Origin of the sequence: Paraburkholderia antibiotica (assembly GCF_012927125.1) — a bacterium.
Taxonomy (GTDB): domain Bacteria; phylum Pseudomonadota; class Gammaproteobacteria; order Burkholderiales; family Burkholderiaceae; genus Paraburkholderia; species Paraburkholderia antibiotica.
In genome coordinates this window covers 231,836-250,675 of the sequence record NZ_JABBFZ010000006.1, presented here as the reverse complement: position 1 = coordinate 250,675, position 18,840 = coordinate 231,836, and the positions used below count along the sequence as shown (strand labels likewise).

The following is an 18,840-nucleotide window of genomic DNA, read 5'->3' as shown; positions in this document are numbered from 1 at the left end:
GTCGCGCTTAGAAGTTGACCTTGTCGGCGCCTTTCAGGCCGAGCATTTGCCGGGCTTCGGCCGGCGTCGCGATGTCGAACGACAGCTCTTCGAGAATGCGGCGAATCTTGCGCACCTGCTGCGCATTCGTTTCGGCCTTCACACCCTTCGCGAGATACACGCTGTCTTCGAGACCGACGCGCACGTTGCCGCCCATGATCGCGCCCATCGTCACGAATGCCATCTGATGACGGCCCGCGCCGAGAATCGAGAAATGATAGTTTTCGCGGCCGAACAGACGATCCGCGGTCGCGCGCATCACCGTCATGTTCTCGGGATCCGCGCCGAGTCCGCCGAGAATGCCGAACACCGACTGAATGAAGAACGGCGGCTTGATCAGTCCCTGGTCGACGAAATGCGCGAGATTATAGAGGTGGCCGACGTCGTAGCATTCGAACTCGAAACGCGTGCCGGTCTCGCCGAGTTCGAGCAGGATGTGCTTGATGTCCCTGAAGGTGTTGCGAAAGATCGTGTCTTCCATCCCTTCGAGGTAGTCCTTCTCCCAGTCGTAGCGCCACGACGAAATGCGTTGCGCGATCGGATGGATCGAGAAGTTCATCGAGCCCATGTTGAGCGAACACATCTCCGGCTTCGCGAGGCGCGGATAGGCGAGGCGATCCGCGAGCGTCATGCGCGTGCTGCCGCCGGTCGTGATGTTGATCACCGCATCGGTGGCCGCGACGATCTGCGGGACGAATTGACGGAACACGTCGGGCGACGGCGTGGGCCGGCCGTCGTGCGGGTCGCGCGCGTGAAGATGCAGGATCGCGGCGCCGGCCTCGGCCGCTTCAATCGATTGCGCGGCGATTTGCGCGGGCGTGAGCGGCAGATATTCCGACATCGACGGCGTATGCGTCGCGCCGGTGACCGCGCATGAAATGATGACTTTGCGGTTGAGCAAGCGTGTCTCCTGGGTCGGTGTATCGGTGGCGGTCCGTCGACGGACCCGCCTGTTGTACTACCGATACTAGTGAGATACGATTGCGCCGGAAAGGTCATTTCCGGACAGCCGGATGTTGTCGCGGGACATTCTGGGGGGAAGCGGTGTCGTCGAAATTGCCATTGCTGAACGAGCGCATTTACGCGCCGTACAAGATCGCGGCGCTCGTCGAAGTGCTCGGCGAGCAGGGCATCGCGCCGGAAGACATCCTCAAGGGCAGCGGCGTCGAGGTCGACCGCATTTACGACGCGGCCGCGCTGACGTCGGTCCGGCAGTACGCCGCCGTGTGCCGCAATGCGATTTCGTTGTCGTGCAGTCCGGCCACGCCATTTATCGTCGGCTCGCGGCTGCATCTGTCCGCGTATGGGATGTACGGTTACGCGCTGATGTCGTGCCTGTCGCTGCGCGACTATTTCCGGCTCGGCGTGAAGTACCACCAGCTCGCCACGCCGACGCTGACGATCGAATGGACCGAGTATCCCGACGAAGGCATCTGGACGTTTCCCGATGCGTTCACGTCGGGTACGTCGAAGGAATTGAGCGAATTCCTGATCGAGCAGCAATTCACGCAGCACGTCACGCATCTTCAGGATGTGGCCGGACGACGCTGTCCGCCGACCAAAGCGTGCTTTTCCTATGCCGCGCCCGCGCATGCGGAGCTTTATCCGCAATACCTCGGTTGCCCGTGCTACTTCGATCAGCCGCAATGCGAGCTTCACTACGATAGCGGCATCCTCGAACAGCGGCCGCAACTCGCGCACCGGCTCACCGCCACGTTGTTGCAGGAGACCTGCGACCGGCTGATCGGCCAGGCCAAAACGTCGGTCGGCGTGTCGGGCGAGGTCTATCAACTGATGATGCGCAAGCCCGGTGAGTTTCCCGACATGGAGGCAGCCGCCGGCATGCTGAAGATGACGAGCCGCACGCTGCGTCGGCGGCTTGAAGCGGAGGGCACGTCGTTCGTCGCGATCGTCGACGACGTGCGCTGTTCGCTCGCGACCGAATACCTGAAGACGACCCGCATGAGCACCGACGACATCGCGATGCTGCTCGGCTTCAGCGACGGCGCGAATTTCCGGCGCGCGTTGAAGCGGTGGACGGGGAAGGGGCCGAACGAGTTGCGCGGGTGAAGCGACGGGCGCCCGGGCTTTCGCCGCGATGCCAGGCCGTTGGCCGCCAGGCTGAGCGCGCGGTGCGGTCCCCTACGCGTTCGCCTCACGAGAGTTTGCCGGGGTGGTCGGCGACTTCGGCTTCCTGAGTCTCTTTCGCGGGCAGCTTGCCGTCGACCGGTTCGAGCCGCAACGCCCCCCAGCCTGGCGGTGCAAACACCTGGCCACCCGCCAGTTCGACCAGTTCCACGAAACGTTCCAGCGATACCCCAGCGGCGATCCGCACCGGCGCGTTGGCGATGAAATCCTGCGTACGCAACCACGGCGCCGCGCCGCGATTGATCTCGTTGACGCTGAGCGCGCGGCCAGCGTAGCCGGCGTCGGGCGTCAGCAGCGGGCCGTCGAACGCGACGGTCAGGATCTGCTGCGCGGCGTCGTCGTAGGGCGGGCCGGCGTGTTGTGCGTAAGGCGCGCGCTCCCAGCCGTCGCCCCACTGCTGATCGAGCGGCAGCCGCGTGAAATAGGCCCACGGCAGGCGGACAAAGCACAGACCGTACACGCGCCGCACGCCGTCAAGATTGGTGACGAGACTCATGGCGATAGCTCCTTCGATGACGACGGCACACGACGCGCCGCAAGACCTCAGGCGTCTTCGCCTGTCGCGAACACGCTGTTTTCCGGTTCCGTCTGTTCGGTGTCGATGCACTGCACGCGCCAATGTCCGGTCATCAGCTGGCGGCCGCGTTCCGCACACCATTGCACGTTGCCGACCTCGCCTTCGAACGGACCGTCGGCTGCACGCAGATCGAGTCCTTCGAGCACGCATACCGGCGTCATGCTGTGCGGCGCGCACACGAGTGTGTTGCCGCCGTCCATCTGCAAGCGGCCCCAGTCGGGCAGATCGAGGCCGAAGTGGCCTTCGCGCGACCAGCGCCGCGTGTCCCTGTCGAGCCAGAGAATGACGAAGGCCATCGGGTGAACATGATCGAACGTGTCGAGATGAACGGTAAGACGCATGACAACTCTCCAGAACCTGATGAACTTGTTTTTCGCGTCACCGCTATTAGCGGCGACCGGCGCGTCGATTGCCTATTGACTCAATACCCATTGCACGAGCGTGTGCGCTTCCTCTGCCGACAGCGGCCCGCCGCGTTCGACCGCGGGCGGCATCGGCGTATCGCCCCAATGCGCTTTGCCGCCGAGCCGCAACTTGTGTTCGAGCATCGTCTGCGCGTTCGGGGCGTTGCGGTAGTGCTCGGCGATCTGCTGGAACGATGGCGCGAGAAACGGCGCATCGCGGGTATGGCAGAACATGCAGTGCTGCTGATCGACCAGCGCGGTCGGCTCGGGTTCGCCATACGCGACGTGGATGGTCAGCGCGGTCGCGGCGCATGCGAGCAGGCAGTGTCGGAAGAGCGCAATCACGGCATAGGTTTTCGCGTAGAGGGTAAGGTCAGTGTAGGGGCGGTGCGCCGAGCCCAGTTGACTTCGATCAAGCGAGCCGGCCTGCGGTGCGGGTTGACCGATGCCGCGTCGCGCCTATGCTGAGGGAAGGCGCTGGCGTGCGTCGGTGTGCGTCGTCATGACGCGTCCGCTGTACGCAACGCAGGAGACAGGAGAACGCAATGCGAGCGATGGTGTTCGACGGCAGTTCGGCAACGCTGCACGAACGCGACGTGCCGGACCCGCGGCCCGGTCCGGGACAGATTCTGCTTCGAGACGACCCCGTACGCGCTGAGCGACGCGAATCGCGCGCTCGACGAACTGCGGCGCGGCCACCTGACCGGCGCGGCGGTACTGACGATCCGCTCGTGATCGGTTGGCGGTTGATGCAGATCAATCGTGCAGGAATGTCGGCCGCCATCATGTAAGCGTGCGGCTAGTTGCGCCTAAGCGTCGTCGGTGCGCCGCCGTCGATACGCGACGCGGCACGATGCGGCGGCGCCAACGTTTGCGGGCGGCGCGTTTAGATGGCCGCGCATGCGCATCGCACGGCGCGTCGAATGGCCCAACCTGATCCCACTCAGCGGAGAACCGTCATGTACCAGCACATCCTCGTTGCGCTCGACGGCAGCGGCTCGTCGAAACGCGCGCTGCTCGAAGCGGCGAAACTCGCCGCGTTGACGAAAAGCGTCGTGCATCCGGTTTTTGTGGTCGACAAGACGCCGCTGTTTTCGTATGCCGGCTACTACGATCCGCTCACGCTCGTCGATGCGCTGCGCAAGGGCGGCCACGCGGTGCTCGACGAAGCGCAGGAGGTTTGCGTCGCCCACGAAGTGCCGTGCCGGCCTGAACTGATCGAATCAGAGAGCCTGTCCGACGACATCGCCAGCGTCGTGCTGCGCCACGCGGAGCAGATTCACGCCGATCTGATCGTGATGGGCACGCATGGGCGGCGCGGCGTACGGCGGCTGGTGCTGGGCAGCGTCGCCGAGCGGGTGCTGCGCTTTTCGCACTGCCCGGTGCTGCTGCTGCGCGAAGAGAGTACGGACGAAACGACGCTCGCGTAGCGGCTGGGTAGGGCGGATGCGTAACCGCTGCGGTGCGCCGATATGGCACGCCTATACGGCGCGCCGATGCGCGGTCGAGCGGCGCAGCGCGGTTACGCGAGCGCGTCGGCGGGTAGCTGGATCGACATCCGGAAGCCGTGTCCCGGCGAACTGGCGAACGATACCTGCCCGTGCAACTGCCGCACGCGCTCGCGAATGCCTAGCAGCCCGAACGAATTTTTTTGTGCTGTCTGTTCCAGCTCGACGCCCGTGCCGTCATCCTCGATATCGAGTGAAACGGTCGGCTCCGTGGCCGTCATTTCGATGCGCACGCGCCGCGCGTTCGCGTGCCGCGCGACGTTGGTCAACGCTTCCTGAACGATCCGAAATAGCGCCGTCGACGCGAATTCGCCGAACACCGGTTCGGCCGGTTCGAGATGCACGCTCGCCTGCACGCCGTAGCGTTTCGTGAAGTCTTCGGCGAGCCAGCTCAGCGCGGCGGCGAGCCCGAGGTCGTCGAGCACGGGCGGGCGCAGGTCGGCCGCGATACGCCGCAACGCGACCGCCATCCAGTCGATCTGCGTCTGCAGTTCGTGCATTTGCGCTGCGAGCGGCGCCGACGAAGGCTGCGCATTCAGTTTCGCTTCGAGCAGCACGACGCTCATTTTCAGTGCGGTCAGCCGCTGGCCGAGGTCGTCGTGAAGTTCGCGGGCAATGCGTTTCTGCTCGTTTTCACGGGCGATTTGCACCTGGGTGGATACTTCATTCGCACGTTCGAGGTCCGCGAGGCGCATGCGCTCGGTCAGATCGCGCGTGACTTTGGCGAAACCGAGCAACGTACCCGACGCATCGTGCACCGCGGAAATGACGACGTTGGCCCAGAACCGCGAGCCGTCGCGCCGCACGCGCCAGCCTTCGTCCTCGACGCGGCCTTCCGCCGCGGCGATTTCGAGTTCGCGGGCGGGTTTGTCGGCCGCGATGTCTTCCGGCGTATAGAACGTGGAGAAATGCCGGCCGATGATGTCGGCGGGCGCATAGCCTTTGATGCGCTGCGCACCGGGGTTCCAGCTGGTCACGCGGCCGGCGGTATCCAGCATGAAGATCGCGTAATCCTGCATCGCCTCGATCAGCAGAAAATTGCGGTACGCGACCGGGATGTCCGAGGCCGACGCTGAATCTGTAAAGCGGGAAGATTCGTCACTCGACAGACCCATCGCTCCTCCATGTGGTCCGGCAGCTTTGCTTACCGCAGTTCGACGATTTATATCATGTCGTGAGAGTTGATGGTATCTCATGGGAGGCGAGCCGTTATTCGAATGAAGGGGGCGTGTCATCGGCTCTGCGCGGTGCTGAGCGTACAGAACAGGGATTTTTCAGGGGTTGGAGCGATTGTCGCGGCTATGTGCGCGAGTGCACGTAGTCCAGCAGTTGATGCGTGTTGATTGGGGGGGCGCAATGTGCGATGCAATCCGCGACGCGCAATGGTCTCGCGCGACGCACCCTGACGTGCCGGAAAGCGACATCGATCAGTGGCCCGCGCAGCGCACGATGCGTGCGCGGACCGCCTTCGGTACATAGCTCAATGCGCAACTCAGGCTGTGAAATGCCTGGCTCGAATCAGCACGTCAGCAGCGCAAACCCGAGCTCAAACCTGAGCCAGCCCTTCCGGATCGACGATACGCACCATCTTGCCGTTCGCTTGCACGAGCTGCTCGCGCTGGAATTTCGAGAACATCCGGCTCACCGTTTCGAGCTTCATACCCAGAAAACAGCCGATTTCCTCGCGCGTCATGCGCAAATGAAATTCGGCGGACGAGAAGCCGCGCGCCTTGAAACGCTTCGACAGATTCAGCAGAAACGTCGCGACGCGCTGTTCGGCCGTCATCGTGCCGAGCAGCAGCATCTGCCGCGACTCGCGCACGATCTCGCCGCTCATCAGCTGATAGATATGGTGCTGCAGCGGCTTCATTTCGCGGCAGATCGCCTCCAGTTGCGCGAACGGAATGATGCACACGACGCTATCTTCGAGCGCAATCGCATCGCAGTTCTGCTTGCCCGCGCAGATGCCGTCGAGGCCGAGCGGGTCGCCGGCGATCTGGAAGCCGGTCACGTGTTCGCGGCCGTCGCGATGCATGACCACGGTCTTGAACGAGCCGGCGCGCACCGCGTAAATGCTCTGAAACGTGTCGCCGGTGCGATACAGCGCTTCGCCGCGCCTGATCGGGCGCGTCGTGCAGATGAGCGCGTCGAGCCGGGCGAATTCGTCGGCGGTCAGCTCGGGCGGCATGCAGATCGCGCGCAGCGAGCAGGCTGAGCAGCGCGGCGTGCCGTGGTGCGTCGCGTGCTCGGGCGCAATGGCGTGAATCGGCGTGACGCCCATGCCGGATAGTGCGGGATGAGGCCGGCCTTCAGGTAAGGGGGCACAGGCGGCTGCGGTCTGCATGTCTGTCTCCGGTAAGGGGGGCGCGCTGCCTGTTCGTCGTCAGGCGCGTCGTCGGGTATGTCATCAGGCACCCCGTCAGTCGCGTCGTCGAGGAGGTCGACCGTCGGGACGGCGGCTGTCGTGGCGGTGTCTACCGCCAGCAGTATCGGTAGCCATATCTCAAAAATGTATCGGCGCTGCTTTAAGCACGGCCAGGAGTTCAGGTAGTCGTTGTAGGAATATTCCTAGTGACCAGCGATGCAGTCGCCGCATGCGGGGGCGGAGTGAGGTCATGCGGAGGAGGGCTACAGGTCGTTTTCGTCGTCGAACAGCTTGTGGCGGATCGCGTAGCGGATCAGTCCGTTCTCGTTGGGCATCTGCATTTTTTCGAGGATGCGCGTTTTATGTGTGCTGATCGTTTTTACGCTCACGCTGAGTTCTCGCGCGATTTCGGTGATGCTCTGACCCGCGACGATGCGCCGGAATACGTCGAATTCGCGATTGGACAGCCGCTGATGCGGCAGCGTATCGGCGGGTTCGTGCAGATTCTGCGCGAAGCGCTCGGCCATCGCGAGGCTCACATAGACGCCGCCCGAGGCGATTTTCGTCACCGCGCCGACCAGTTCCGCGCTCGCGCTTTCCTTGGTCAGATAGCCGGAGGCACCCGCCTTGAAAGCGCGCACCGCGTATTGCTGCTCGGCGTGCATCGTCAGCACGAGAATTCGCAGCGCCGGCTTTTCGTCCTTGATCTGCTTGATGAGTTCGATGCCGTTGCGACCCGGCATCGACAGATCGAGCACGAGCACGTGCGCGTCCGTCGCGCGGATCAGCGCGATCGTCGTCGCGCTGTCGGACGCTTCGCCGGCGACGTCGAAGTCGCTGGCTTTCTGCAGGATATGGCGCAGCCCGTCGCGCACGAGCGTGTGGTCGTCGGCCAGCAAGACCTTGATCATGGATCGATCTGTTCCTGTCGCATCGACTGCAGGGGAAACGTAACCGTGATCGCGAAGCCCGCGCTTTGCGCGGTATCGATCTGGACCGAGCCGCCGAGCATGTGCGCGCGCTCGCGCACACCGATCAGGCCGAACGCTTTTTCGTGGCTATTGAGTGCCGGCTGAGGTGGGGCTCCGCAGCCATTATCCGCTATGCGCAGCAGGCAGTGAGTGCTGTTTGCATGCAGTGTCAGCTCGACGGTGCTCGCCTCGGCGTGACGCGCGACGTTGTTCAGCGCTTCCTGAACGATGCGAAACAGCGCGGTCGCGCCTTGCTGCGAATAGCTCGCGCCGGGTGGATCGATGCGGCGCACAACGTCGATGCCGTAGCGGTTCGTGAAGTCGCTGGCGAGCCATTCGATCGCGGCGACGAGGCCGAGATCGTCGAGCATGACCGGTCGCAGATCGGCGGCGATGCGGCGCAGCGAAGCGACCGCGGTGTCGATCACGCGCCGCATGCCGTGCAGCTGATTCGCGATGTCGAGGTCGACGACGTCTGCTTCGTCGACCTCGAACAGCGTCTGCTCGAGCGTCGCCAGGTCCATTTTCAGCGCTGCCAGCTGTTGGCCGAGATCGTCGTGCAACTCGCGCGCGATGCGCTGCTTCTCCTCTTCGCGCACGTTCTGCAGATTCGCCGACAACTCGCGCAATTCCTCGCGCGAGCGCTTCAGCGCGTTTTCCGCGTCGACCCGTTCGGTGACGTCGCGCAGCATCACCGTGTACAGTTTGCCGGCGTCTTCCTCGATCTGCGAAATCGACGCTTCGAGCGGGAATTCCTGGCCGTTCGCGCGCAGGCCGGGCAGGATGCGCGGGCCGTCCATGCGCGCTTCGGCGGCGCCGTTGACGCCGAAACTCGCGATATGCGCCGCATGCGCGGTTCTGAAGCGCAGCGGAATGAAGCGCGCGAGCGGCGTGCCGATCGCCTCGGCGGCCGTCACGCCGAAGATGCGTTCGGCCGCCGGATTGAAAAACACGATGTTCTGCGCGTCGTCGATCGTGATGATCGCCTCCATCGACGCGCGGATGATGCCCAGCATGCGCGCCTCGTCGTGGCGCGCCGCATTGTGCGACAACGCGGCCAGCGCGCGCGAGGCCGTGACGAGCCAGATGAGCGTGGCCAGCAGCGCGGCAACCGTCATGCCGGCGGCGACGGTGACGATCGCGGCGCTTCGGTTGGCGACGCTGCGCGCGAGCACGAGCGTGAGCGCCGCCGCCAGCGCATACGTCAGGACGCCCAACGCCGCCGGCGTGCCCAGCGACGATCTGCGCGCGTCTCGGGGCGGGCCGGCGGCATGACGGGGAGCGAGCATGGGTTCCATTTTTCGTCCTGAGTCGCGGGAGCTGCATCGAAACCGGGAGCGTGCCGGGCCGGTACGGCCGCGTGGCTATTGTGCGCGCATGCGGTGTCGTTGCCACCCGCCCCCGCGCAGACGGCCGCTTGACCTGAGTCAACCCGGGTGCCGGCGCACCCCACACACTGTCGTAACCGATGCGCGACGTCGCCCCTTTCGGGCCACGCGGTCGCATTCGGCGGGAGGCCATCATGTACGAACGGATTATGGTTGCGCTCGACGACAGCCCGAGCGCGCAGCGCGCGCTGGCCGAAGCGCTCAGGCTCGCGAAGCTGACGGGCGCGACACTCGACGTCTGCTGCGTGGTCGAGCGCGGCAAGTGGCCGGAGGCTCGCAATACGGGCTTCGACCCCGAAGCGACGGGCGCGCCGCAAAATGCCGCCGACAGTGCGCTCGACTCGGCGCAGACGCTGATACGCGAAGCGCAGGTGCGCGGCGCCGTGCGGGTCGTCGATGCGTACGGCGAAAACGTGTCGGCCGTGCTTGCGCGCCTCGCCGACGAAACCGAGGCCGATCTGATCGTGATCGGCACGCACGGCCGACGCGGCGTGCAGCGCTTTCTGCTCGGCAGCGTCGCGGAATTGCTCGTGCGGTCGACGCAAAAGCCTGTGCTGATAGTGCGGCATGATTCTTCCCGGCACGTGCGGCCCTGAATATTCTCGCGGCGCCCGGAAGCGCCGCGCCTGACGCGTCGGCACGCGTGCCGTGTCGCGCGCTTCGGTGGTTAGCGTCGCATACGGCGGCGGCTCAGTGCGCCATCAGCACCGGCACCGTCATCGATTGCAGCAGCGTGCGCGTCGCGCCGCCCAGCACGATTTCGCGCAGACGCGAATGCGCGTACGCGCCCATCACGATCAGGTCGCAGCCCAGGTCGGTCGCTTGCGACAGCAGCACGTCGCCCACCGGCGTGTCGTGGCCGACGCTCGACTCGCGCACGTCGAGCCGGATGCCGTGACGGGCCAGCGTCGGCGCGATGTCGGCGCCGGCAATCCGCTCGCGCGGCGCCGCGTCGCTGGGCGAATGGACCGCCAGCAGCGTGACTTTCGACGCGTGCGCGAGGAACGGCAGCGCATCGTGGATCGCGCGCGTGGCTTCGCGGCTGCCGTCCCAGGCGACCAGCACGTGTTGCCCCGGCGGCGCGAAGCTGCCCGCCGACGGCACCAGCAGCACCGGCCGTCCCGCCGACAGCACGAGGTGCTCGACGAACTGCTCGGCGACGAAGGCTTCGGCGTCGTTCGGGTCCGTTTGTCCGAGCACGATCAGATCGGCGAGACGGGCGTACGGCGGCACGACATCGTTTGCGTAGCCGTCCACGGCGAGCCAGCGGCCGTCGACGTTCGCACGGGAAAGTTCCGCATGAAACAGCCGCTCCAGCGCACCGGCCCGCTCGTGGCGCTGGCGCTCGTGCTCCGCGTAGTACCCGGCGGTACCGGACATCACGACGAACGCGTGACGCGGCGGCACGTAGGTGGAAAACAGGCCGGTCAGCGTCGCGTGAAACCGGTGCGCAAGCTGCAACGCCATTTCCAGACGCGCATGCGCGCGAACGCTCGTATCGAGGTGGACGAGAATGCTTTTGTAGCTCATCGACGGGCTCCGTGACGGCAACGGGAACGGGCGAAGGCCCGCGGTCAGATGGAGTCTATGAGCCGGGAGGCCGTGACTTTTGATGCAGGTCAAGCGACGGCGACCGCGCGCTCGTACAGTGGGACCAGCAATGGGCGTGGCCGCGTGCTGCCGGCACGTCGATGCCGCGCTCTGGAGGGCAGCGATCATGATTCGTGAAGCCGATCCGCACGCCGCGTCCGCAACCGACGCGACGCGCGATTCCCACACGCCGCACCATCCGCGCACGTCGCACGCTTCGCGAAGCACGTCGCGGCCGCGCGGCGCCCCCGCCGCTATGTCCGATTGGCCGCCGGCCTGGCTCGCCTACGCCGCGGCCTGTCAGAGCGCGCAGATCGCGGCTCGCGACTATGCGGAGCAAAGCTTCGCCAACTGGAGCCGGTCGATCGGTTTCGCCGCGCAGCGCGAGGCCGACTGGTTCGACGCGGTCAACCGGTCGTTCGCCGCGTGGTATGCGTGGTGGGCATCGTGGCAGGCGGCATTCGGTATTCAACCCGGCATCGCGCCAGGCCTCGCGTCGTTCGCGAGCATTCCGGGTGCGTGGTGGTGGGCCTCGCAGAACGCACTGCCGTTCGCGGGCCTCGTGTAGCGGCGCGCGGCGATTCGGGCGCTGCGCGTATCGGCAATGATGGACACGACAAGGAGAAGCTCAGATGGGAACGGATCGCGTGGCATTCGTCACGGGCGGCATGGGCGGCCTGGGCGCGGCAATCAGCCGGGCGCTTCACGACACCGGGATGACGGTCGCGGTGTCGCATTCGAAGCACAACGACCACGTGGCGACATGGCTGCAGACCGAGCGCGACGCGGGCCGTCATTTTTATGCGTACGAAGCCGACATTGCGGATTTCGATTCGTGCGAGCGCTGCGGGCAACGTCTCATCGACGAACTGGGCCCGGTCGACGTACTGGTGAACAACGCGGGCATCACGCGCGACACGACTTTTGCGCGGATGAGCAAGCAGGACTGGGACGCGGTGTTGCGCACCAATCTCGACAGCCTGTTCAACATGACCAAGCCGTTCCTGCGCGGCATGCTCGAACGCCGTCACGGCCGCATCGTCAATGTCGGCTCGGTCAACGGCGCGCGCGGCGCTTACGGACAGAGCAATTATTCGGCGGCGAAGTCGGGCCTGCATGGGTTCACCAAGGCGCTCGCGCTCGAAACCGCGAAGCACGGTGTGACGGTGAACACGGTGTCGCCCGGCTATCTGGCGACCGCGATGGTCGAAGCGGTGCCGCGCGAGATTCTCGACACGAAGATCCTGCCGCAGATTCCGGTCGGCCGGCTCGGGCGTCCGGACGAGGTCGCGGCGCTGATTGCTTTCCTCTGCTCAGACGCCGCGGCTTTTATCACCGGCGCGGACATTGCTATCAATGGCGGCATGCATATGCATTGAGCCGCCTCCATGCCTCCACGCCTCCATGCCTCGACCGCCTTGACGTCATAACGCCACGAGCTCACGCCGCGATGCGCGACCTATGACGCACGCCGCTCGACACACGACGCAGCATTCCTGCCACGGGAGATCCCCACCATGAAAGCACTCGTTTACCACGGCCCCGGCAAGAAGTCGCTCGACGAGCGGCCGATGCCCGAACTCGCGGCGTCCACGGACGCGATCGTGAAAGTAACGCGCACGACGATCTGCGGGACCGATCTGCATATTCTCAAAGGCGACGTGCCGACCTGCGAGCCGGGGCGCATCCTGGGTCACGAAGGCGTCGGCGTCGTGCATCGTGTCGGCGATGCGGTGGCCGGGCTCGAACCGGGCGATCACGTGCTGATCTCGTGCATTTCGTCGTGCGGTCGCTGCGACTATTGCCGGCGCGGCATGTATTCGCATTGCACCACGGGCGGCTGGATTCTCGGTCACCGGATCGACGGCACCCAGGCCGAGTACGTGCGGATTCCGCATGCACAGAGCAGCCTGTACCGCATCCCGGCCGGCATGGACGAAGAGGCGCTGGTGATGCTGTCCGACATTCTGCCGACCGGCTTCGAATGCGGCGTGCTCAACGGCCGCGTGCAGCCGGGCAGCACGGTGGCGATCGTCGGTGCGGGGCCGATCGGGCTCGCGTCGCTGCTGACCGCGCAGTTCTATTCGCCGGCGCAGATCATCATGATCGATCCGGATGCGAACCGGCTCGAGGTCGCGCGTCGCTTCGGCGCGACCGCGTGTATCGACAACGCGCATGCCGACGCGTTCGCCGAGGTGCGGAAGCTGACGGAATCGGTCGGCGCCGATTGCGTGATCGAGGCGGTCGGCATTCCGGCGACGTTCGAATTGTGTCAGGCGCTGGTCGCGCCGGGCGGCACGATCGCGAACGTCGGCGTACATGGGGTCAAGTGCGATCTGCACCTGGAACAGCTGTGGGACCGCAACATCGCGATTACCACGCGTCTGGTCGACACCGTCAGCACGCCGATGCTGATGAAGACGGTGAAGGCGGGGCGGCTCGATCCCGCGCGCCTGATCACGCATCGGTTCGGATTGAACGAGATTCTTTCGGCTTACGAAACGTTTGCCGGCGCGGCCGATACGCATGCGCTCAAGGTGTTGATCGAGGCGTCGTAGTCGTTGGGCGGTGGGACCGCATTGCAGTTGGAGATAGCGTCGGCGGTGTCGCCGACGCGATGCATAGCCGCTCGCTCGTCGGCTCAGTCCATCTCGACCACGATGCGCCCATCCACCGTGCCCTCGCGCAACGCGCCGAACACTGTGTTGATGTTCTCCAGCTTATCGCGGTGGATATGCGCGCGCACGCTGCCGTCGGCGGCGAAATCGAGCGATTCCTGCAGATCGCGCCGCGTGCCGACGATCGAGCCGCGCACCGTAATGCCGTTGAGCACGGTCGAGAAGATCGGCAACGGGAAGTCGCCGGGCGGCAGTCCCACCAGCGACACCGTGCCGCCGCGGCGCAACATGCCGAGCGCCTGCGCGAACGCGCTGCGCGACACGGCCGTCACCAGCACGCCGTGCGCGCCGCCGATTTCCTTCTGGATCACGGCCGCCGGGTCTTCGGTTTTCGCGTTGATCGCGAGCTTCGCGCCGAGCTTGCGCGCGAGTTCGAGCTTGTCGTTGGCGACGTCGACGGCGACCACGTGCAGGCCCATCGCGATCGCATACTGCACCGCCACATGACCGAGTCCGCCGATGCCCGAGATCGCGATCCACTGGCCGGGCCGCGTGTCGGTTACGCGGATGCCCTTATAGACCGTCACGCCGGCGCAGAGGATCGGCGCGATTTCGTCGAAGGCGACGCTGTCCGGCAGATGGCCGACGTAGTTCGGGTCGGCCAGCACGTATTCCGCGTAGCCGCCGTTGACCGAATAGCCGGTGTTCTTCTGCTCGTGACAGAGCGTTTCCCAGCCGCTCAGGCAATGCTCGCAGTGGCCGCAGGTGGTGTAGAGCCATGGCACGCCGACGCGGTCGCCTTCCTTGACCGCCGTCACGCCGCTGCCGACCGCCGCGACGAAGCCGACGCCTTCGTGTCCCGGGATGAAAGGCAGCGATGGCTTGACGGGCCAGTCGCCGTCGGCCGCGTGCAGATCGGTGTGGCAAACGCCCGAGGCCTTGATGTTGACGAGAATCTGTCCGGGCCCGACCTCCGGGACCGGCACTTCCTCGATGCGCAACGGCGCGCCGAACTGGTGAACGACGGCGGCTTTCATGTGACGGGTCATATGACGCTCCTCGAATGAACCTGTCCAGTCTGCGCGCGCCTGGCGACCCACGGGCGACGCAGGTCGGGCGAAGCACACGCAACTCGCGCGAGCGCGCGGCGCGAACCGATACGGCCGAACACGCAGCGAACCGCGTAACACGCCGAAGCCGGTGCGAGAGGACGATGGACAGGCGTTCCGTCGGGCACCGTGAGCGTCGGCTTGTCCCGCTGCGGACGGACGGCGTCCGCGAGGTTCAGAGGCAAGCGGTGACGCGATGCATTGTAGCGCCGTGTCGCTGCGTCGTAACGTTTGCGCCGCGCGGACAAGCGATCGTAGCCGCCGCCTTGCGTCGCACTTGACCCAGGTCAATGAGCGCTGCTCAGGCAGGCACACGATAAGCCTGTGGCACGCGGCGCTCGTTGCGGACGGCGCGGCAAAGTGCCTGGCCAGGGTCCGGAGCGGGAGGGCAAGATGGGCATCGGCATGCAGATTGTCTATCTCGGCTTCGCGGGCGCGGCGCAGCTCGAGGCGGAGGCGGGCGCGCAACTGGTGCGTCTTGCGCGCTTCGGTGCGCTGGTATCGAACTGTCATCTGGCCATCGAGGCGCTGCGGCCGGGTTCCGCCTACACCCTCTACGACGTGCGGCTCGATCTGATTACCGCCGCGCACGAACTCAGGCCCATCGCTCATTGCGCGGGCGACAACGCCGAGGCGGCCATTCGCTGGGCGTTCGACCTGGCCGAAAAGGAACTCGATGCGACGGCGGCGCGAGCGCGTATGCATTGACCGTATGTATTGACCGGTTCGCGTCCCGCGCACCACCCGAAGGGGGGGCCATGCCTATTTCGTTTCCCGCCAGCTTGCCCGAATATTGCGCGCGCGATCTGGTGCTGGCATTTCCGGCGCTCGTCGACGAGCGTCCGGTGCAGTGCGCGATCACCGCTGAAGCGCTGGAGGATCATTTCGGCGCGCGTTCGCTACGCGAGGACGATCTGGTCGACGCGTTCGTCGAGCATCGCGCCCAGATCGAGCTGGCGGCCCAGCGTTTGCTCATGGAGGTCGGCGCGAAGCCCATCCTGCTGCACAGCGGGTTCTTCCGGTTCTGCACCTGATTGACCCGTTTGCCGGCGGCGCGTGAATCGTCCGCTCCGGGCGTCTGCGAAAGATGGCCGACGCGCCATGACCGACGACCCGGCCGGGCACGCCACCGTGCTTGACGTGGATCAACGAAACGACGTCGCGCCCGACTACGCTGAACACAGCGCCCGGAAGGCGCTCGCGCGTGCGATGTTGCGATGTTGTGTCAGGGGCTCGCGGCGTGCGTGCCGTGGCCGACGCTCGCAGCGGCGAGCGATACGCGGCCAACGCGGCTGCTAACCGACAAGGAGTCTACGATGGTGCTTTCCGCAAACGTGCGGCAGGGAACCTGGTCCGTCGCCGTGCACACGGACGCGGCACAAGGCGGCGGATACCTGTCGACGATCCATGTCACCCATGCGTCGCCGAATGGCGAGTTCGAACACACGTTCCCTCACGCGAGGATCTTCGACTCGGAGCGCGAAGCGGTGCTCGAAGGCTTGCGCGAAGGCATGACGTGGATCGCGCTGAAGACGACGCGGACCATCGACGTCTGAGCCGTGCGAATAGAGACGGACGGCTCGACGGAGCGGCCTGCAAGCCGTCAGAAGATCTTGTGATGCGGGATAGTCTGAGCGGTTAAGACCGCATTGTTTTGAGCTTGATCAAAGTGTGCACGCAGTATTTTCATGTGAACGCCGATCCGGCATAGCTCGACAACCATGCGGCATGACGCTGCGAAATAACGTTGCAAATCCCGTTGTGTAATTCGATTTATACCGCGCGATATCTGGCTGTCTCGCGGCACGGCTTATCCGACGTCGCTCGTCAATCCTCCGCCGCCTCGTTGCCGCCGCGCGATGCTTCATCGATCCGCTTCATGCTGTCCAGCAGCTTCAGCAGATAGTGCAGCGCATGCGTGATGTCGTCGACCGAGAAATCGGTCAGCACGTCCGCGTAATACGCGTTGATCTTCGGGATCGCGTCGTGTGCCCACAACTGCCGCCCCGATTCGCTCATCCGCACGAGGCGCGAGCGGCGGTCGCGTTCGTCGGCGACGGTGGTCAGATGGCCGTCGCGTTCCATCCGGCTGATCAGGCCCGACAGATTCTGCCGACTCACCATCAGGTAGCGCGCCAGATCGCCGACGCTCATGCCGTGCGCCGATTCCTCGCGCGACAACGCGCCGAGCACGGCCCACTGCTGCGTGGTCAGACCTTCCTCTTCCACCGCCCGCGTGCCAGTTTTATGCAACATATTGCTGCATTGATACAGGCGGAAGAACAGCCGGTTGGCGAGGTCGAGTTTCGCTGAATCCGCATTTTTCTTCATGTTATTTGAGGGTTTTCCCTGAATGATCGGTGCTTGTCTGGCGCGGTACTAGGTCCTAGTATACGTCAATATATTGACGTAATTTGCTTTTACCCGCTCTTTTCGAGCTCAATGGTACCCCGACGTTCAACGGAGACACAGCATGGCAAAGTTCGCAGGCAAGACGGTCGTCGTGACAGGCGGCGGAGGCGGCATCGGCGGGGCGACGTGCCGCCGCTTTGCCGCGGAAGGCGCGCGCGTGGCGATCCTCGATCGGTCGCTCGCGGCCGCCGAGCAGGTGCGCGATGAAATCCGCGCGGCGGACGGCGTCGCCGAGGCGCTGCAATGCGACATCACGAGCCGTATCGAAGTCGATGCGGCCATCGCCGCAACGGAGGCCCGTCTCGGCACGATCGACGTGCTGGTCAACAACGCCGGTTGGGACGTGTTCCGTCCGTTCGTGAAAACCGAGCCCGCGCAATGGGACAAGCTGATCGCGATCAATCTGATCGGCGCGCTGCATCTGCATCACGCGGTGCTGCCGGGCATGGTCGCGCGTAAGAGCGGGCGCATCGTCAATATCGCGTCCGACGCCGCGCGGGTCGGTTCGTCCGGCGAGGCCGTCTACGCGGCCTGCAAGGGCGGGCTGGTGTCGTTCTCGAAGACCATCGCGCGCGAGCATGCGCGGCATGGCATCACGGTCAACGTCGTATGTCCGGGCCCGACCGATACGGCGCTGTTCGCCGACTACAAGGAAGGCGCGGGCAACCCCGACAAGCTGCTGGAAGCGTTTCAACGTTCGATCCCGCTCGGCCGCATCGGCCAGCCCGGCGATCTGCCCGGCGCCATCACATTCTTCGCCAGTGACGACGCGGGCTTCATCACCGGCCAGGTGCTGAGCGTGTCGGGCGGGCTGACGATGGCCGGCTGAGTCGACTGGGCTCGACCGGACTCGAGCCGAGCCTCCGCCAAATCGCACGCAATCATTGCAAGGAACCGATATGAACTACGAAGACATCCTGTACGAAGTCCGCAACGGCGCGGCGTGGATCACGATCAACCGCCCCGACAAAATGAACGCGTTTCGCGGCCAGACCTGCGACGAGCTGATCCACGCGATCACGCGTGCCGGCTATGCGCGCGAGATCGGCGTGATCGTGCTCGCCGGCGCCGGCGAGCGCGCGTTCTGTACCGGCGGCGATCAGTCCGCGCACGAAGGTCAATACGACGGGCGCGGCACGATCGGTCTGCCGATGGAAGAGCTGCACAACGCGATCCGCGACGTGCCGAAGCCGGTGATCGCGCGCGTGCAGGGCTACGCGATCGGCGGCGGCAACGTGCTGTGCACGATCTGCGATTTCACGATCGCGTCGGAGAAAGCCGTGTTCGGTCAGGTCGGCCCCAAAGTCGGCTCGGTCGATCCGGGCTTCGGCACCGCGTTTCTCGCGCGCGTGGTCGGCGAGAAGAAGGCTCGCGAAATCTGGTATCTGTGCCGCCGTTATCCGGCCGCCGAGGCTTTGGCGATGGGCCTCGTCAATGCGGTCGTGCCGCACGAGCAGCTCGATGCCGAAGTGCAGAAGTGGTGCGACGAGATCATGGAGAAGAGCCCGACCGCGCTCGCCATTGCGAAGCGCTCGTTCAACATGGACACCGCGCATCAGGCGGGGATCGCGGGCATGGGCATGTACGCGCTGAAGCTTTACTACGACACCGAGGAATCGCAGGAGGGCGTGAAAGCGTTTCAGGAAAAGCGCAAGCCCGACTTCCGCAAGTACGCCCGCTAGCACGCCCGCTAACCGCGACGAGCCGGCGC

At 65.2% G+C, this 18,840-nt stretch carries 22 protein-coding genes and 1 pseudogene; 12 read left to right on the top strand and 11 right to left on the bottom strand.

From position 1 onward, the window contains the following. Positions 1-7 precede the first annotated feature (7 nt). Positions 8-940: a BKACE family enzyme gene (locus HHL14_RS13725; protein ID WP_169498138.1), complete on the bottom strand. Its 933-nt coding sequence runs from the start codon at positions 938-940 to the stop codon at positions 8-10. A gap of 143 nt (positions 941-1,083) precedes the next feature. On the opposite strand from HHL14_RS13725, the gene HHL14_RS13720 reads away from it, so the two are divergent. Continuing rightward, entirely contained in the window at positions 1,084-2,109 is a 1,026-nt protein-coding gene (locus tag HHL14_RS13720) for an AraC family transcriptional regulator (protein WP_169498137.1), read from the top strand. Positions 2,110-2,194: 85 nt separating this feature from the next. Here the strand turns inward: HHL14_RS13720 and HHL14_RS13715 are convergent, their stop codons facing one another. The 3 genes from HHL14_RS13715 to HHL14_RS13705 form a co-directional block, all read right to left on the bottom strand. Beyond that, positions 2,195-2,683 (bottom strand): hypothetical protein, encoded by a 489-nt coding sequence (locus HHL14_RS13715; protein ID WP_230413027.1) that lies wholly within the window; start codon positions 2,681-2,683, stop codon positions 2,195-2,197. A 47-nt stretch (positions 2,684-2,730) separates the two neighbouring features. Then, the gene (locus HHL14_RS13710; RefSeq protein ID WP_169498136.1) at positions 2,731-3,105 is read right to left on the bottom strand and encodes a DUF3564 domain-containing protein; all 375 of its coding nucleotides are present in this window, start codon (positions 3,103-3,105) and stop codon (positions 2,731-2,733) included. Positions 3,106-3,177: 72 nt separating this feature from the next. Further along, complete coding sequence (locus HHL14_RS13705; RefSeq protein ID WP_169498135.1) at positions 3,178-3,513, bottom strand: c-type cytochrome; 336 nt, start codon at positions 3,511-3,513, stop codon at positions 3,178-3,180. 200 nt (positions 3,514-3,713) lie between these two features. Here HHL14_RS13705 and HHL14_RS13700 point away from each other — a divergent pair, with 200 nt between their 5' ends. Both HHL14_RS13700 and HHL14_RS13695 read left to right on the top strand, forming a co-directional pair. Further along, positions 3,714-3,959 (top strand): hypothetical protein, encoded by a 246-nt coding sequence (locus HHL14_RS13700; protein WP_169497936.1) that lies wholly within the window; start codon positions 3,714-3,716, stop codon positions 3,957-3,959. 168 nt (positions 3,960-4,127) lie between these two features. Then, positions 4,128-4,598 (top strand): universal stress protein, encoded by a 471-nt coding sequence (locus HHL14_RS13695; RefSeq protein WP_169498134.1) that lies wholly within the window; start codon positions 4,128-4,130, stop codon positions 4,596-4,598. Between the two features lie 92 nt (positions 4,599-4,690). Here the strand turns inward: HHL14_RS13695 and HHL14_RS13690 are convergent, their stop codons facing one another. The 4 genes and pseudogenes from HHL14_RS13690 to HHL14_RS13675 all read right to left on the bottom strand — a co-directional run. Beyond that, complete coding sequence (locus HHL14_RS13690; protein ID WP_169498133.1) at positions 4,691-5,791, bottom strand: PAS domain-containing sensor histidine kinase; 1,101 nt, start codon at positions 5,789-5,791, stop codon at positions 4,691-4,693. A 431-nt stretch (positions 5,792-6,222) separates the two neighbouring features. Further along, positions 6,223-7,020, bottom strand: a complete 798-nt coding sequence (fnr, locus tag HHL14_RS13685) for a fumarate/nitrate reduction transcriptional regulator Fnr (RefSeq protein WP_407945284.1) — start codon at positions 7,018-7,020, stop codon at positions 6,223-6,225. Positions 7,021-7,304: 284 nt separating this feature from the next. Beyond that, the gene (locus HHL14_RS13680; RefSeq protein WP_169498132.1) at positions 7,305-7,952 is read right to left on the bottom strand and encodes a response regulator; all 648 of its coding nucleotides are present in this window, start codon (positions 7,950-7,952) and stop codon (positions 7,305-7,307) included. Next, positions 7,949-9,169, bottom strand: a pseudogene (locus HHL14_RS13675) (PAS domain-containing sensor histidine kinase); the annotation flags it as partial. The gene HHL14_RS13680 and the pseudogene HHL14_RS13675, both read right to left, overlap by 4 nt. A gap of 365 nt (positions 9,170-9,534) precedes the next feature. On the opposite strand from HHL14_RS13675, the gene HHL14_RS13670 reads away from it, so the two are divergent. After that, positions 9,535-9,996, top strand: a complete 462-nt coding sequence (locus HHL14_RS13670; RefSeq protein ID WP_169498130.1) for a universal stress protein — start codon at positions 9,535-9,537, stop codon at positions 9,994-9,996. Between the two features lie 94 nt (positions 9,997-10,090). Here the strand turns inward: HHL14_RS13670 and HHL14_RS13665 are convergent, their stop codons facing one another. Then, positions 10,091-10,930, bottom strand: a complete 840-nt coding sequence (locus tag HHL14_RS13665; protein ID WP_169498129.1) for a universal stress protein — start codon at positions 10,928-10,930, stop codon at positions 10,091-10,093. Between the two features lie 187 nt (positions 10,931-11,117). Here HHL14_RS13665 and HHL14_RS33215 point away from each other — a divergent pair, with 187 nt between their 5' ends. The 3 genes from HHL14_RS33215 (at position 11,118) to HHL14_RS13650 (ending at position 13,548) form a co-directional block, all read left to right on the top strand. After that, on the top strand, positions 11,118-11,558 hold the full coding sequence (locus tag HHL14_RS33215) for a hypothetical protein (RefSeq protein WP_230413026.1): 441 nt from the start codon (positions 11,118-11,120) through the stop codon (positions 11,556-11,558). Between the two features lie 64 nt (positions 11,559-11,622). After that, entirely contained in the window at positions 11,623-12,369 is a 747-nt protein-coding gene (locus HHL14_RS13655) for a beta-ketoacyl-ACP reductase (protein ID WP_169498128.1), read from the top strand. A 138-nt stretch (positions 12,370-12,507) separates the two neighbouring features. Next, positions 12,508-13,548, top strand: coding sequence for a zinc-dependent alcohol dehydrogenase family protein (locus HHL14_RS13650; protein ID WP_169498127.1), 1,041 nt, complete (start codon positions 12,508-12,510; stop codon positions 13,546-13,548). Between the two features lie 83 nt (positions 13,549-13,631). On the opposite strand, the gene adhP is transcribed toward HHL14_RS13650, so the two are convergent. Next, on the bottom strand, positions 13,632-14,657 hold the full coding sequence (adhP, locus tag HHL14_RS13645; RefSeq protein WP_169498126.1) for an alcohol dehydrogenase AdhP: 1,026 nt from the start codon (positions 14,655-14,657) through the stop codon (positions 13,632-13,634). Between the two features lie 453 nt (positions 14,658-15,110). Between adhP and HHL14_RS13640 the strand changes: the two genes are divergently transcribed. From HHL14_RS13640 to HHL14_RS13630, 3 genes are all read left to right on the top strand, one after another. Then, the gene (locus tag HHL14_RS13640; RefSeq protein WP_169498220.1) at positions 15,111-15,425 is read left to right on the top strand and encodes a hypothetical protein; all 315 of its coding nucleotides are present in this window, start codon (positions 15,111-15,113) and stop codon (positions 15,423-15,425) included. Between the two features lie 50 nt (positions 15,426-15,475). Next, positions 15,476-15,751, top strand: a complete 276-nt coding sequence (locus HHL14_RS13635; protein ID WP_169498125.1) for a DUF1488 family protein — start codon at positions 15,476-15,478, stop codon at positions 15,749-15,751. A 282-nt stretch (positions 15,752-16,033) separates the two neighbouring features. Then, a complete protein-coding gene (locus HHL14_RS13630; RefSeq protein WP_169498124.1) occupies positions 16,034-16,273 on the top strand; it encodes a hypothetical protein in 240 nt (79 codons plus the stop codon). A gap of 271 nt (positions 16,274-16,544) precedes the next feature. Here the strand turns inward: HHL14_RS13630 and HHL14_RS13625 are convergent, their stop codons facing one another. Further along, positions 16,545-17,048: a MarR family winged helix-turn-helix transcriptional regulator gene (locus tag HHL14_RS13625; protein ID WP_169498123.1), complete on the bottom strand. Its 504-nt coding sequence runs from the start codon at positions 17,046-17,048 to the stop codon at positions 16,545-16,547. A 142-nt stretch (positions 17,049-17,190) separates the two neighbouring features. Here HHL14_RS13625 and badH point away from each other — a divergent pair, with 142 nt between their 5' ends. Then, the gene (gene badH, locus HHL14_RS13620; protein ID WP_169498122.1) at positions 17,191-17,958 is read left to right on the top strand and encodes a 2-hydroxycyclohexanecarboxyl-CoA dehydrogenase; all 768 of its coding nucleotides are present in this window, start codon (positions 17,191-17,193) and stop codon (positions 17,956-17,958) included. Between the two features lie 70 nt (positions 17,959-18,028). Next, positions 18,029-18,811, top strand: coding sequence for a 2-ketocyclohexanecarboxyl-CoA hydrolase (gene badI / locus HHL14_RS13615; protein WP_169498121.1), 783 nt, complete (start codon positions 18,029-18,031; stop codon positions 18,809-18,811). The last annotated feature ends 29 nt before the right edge of the window (positions 18,812-18,840 follow it).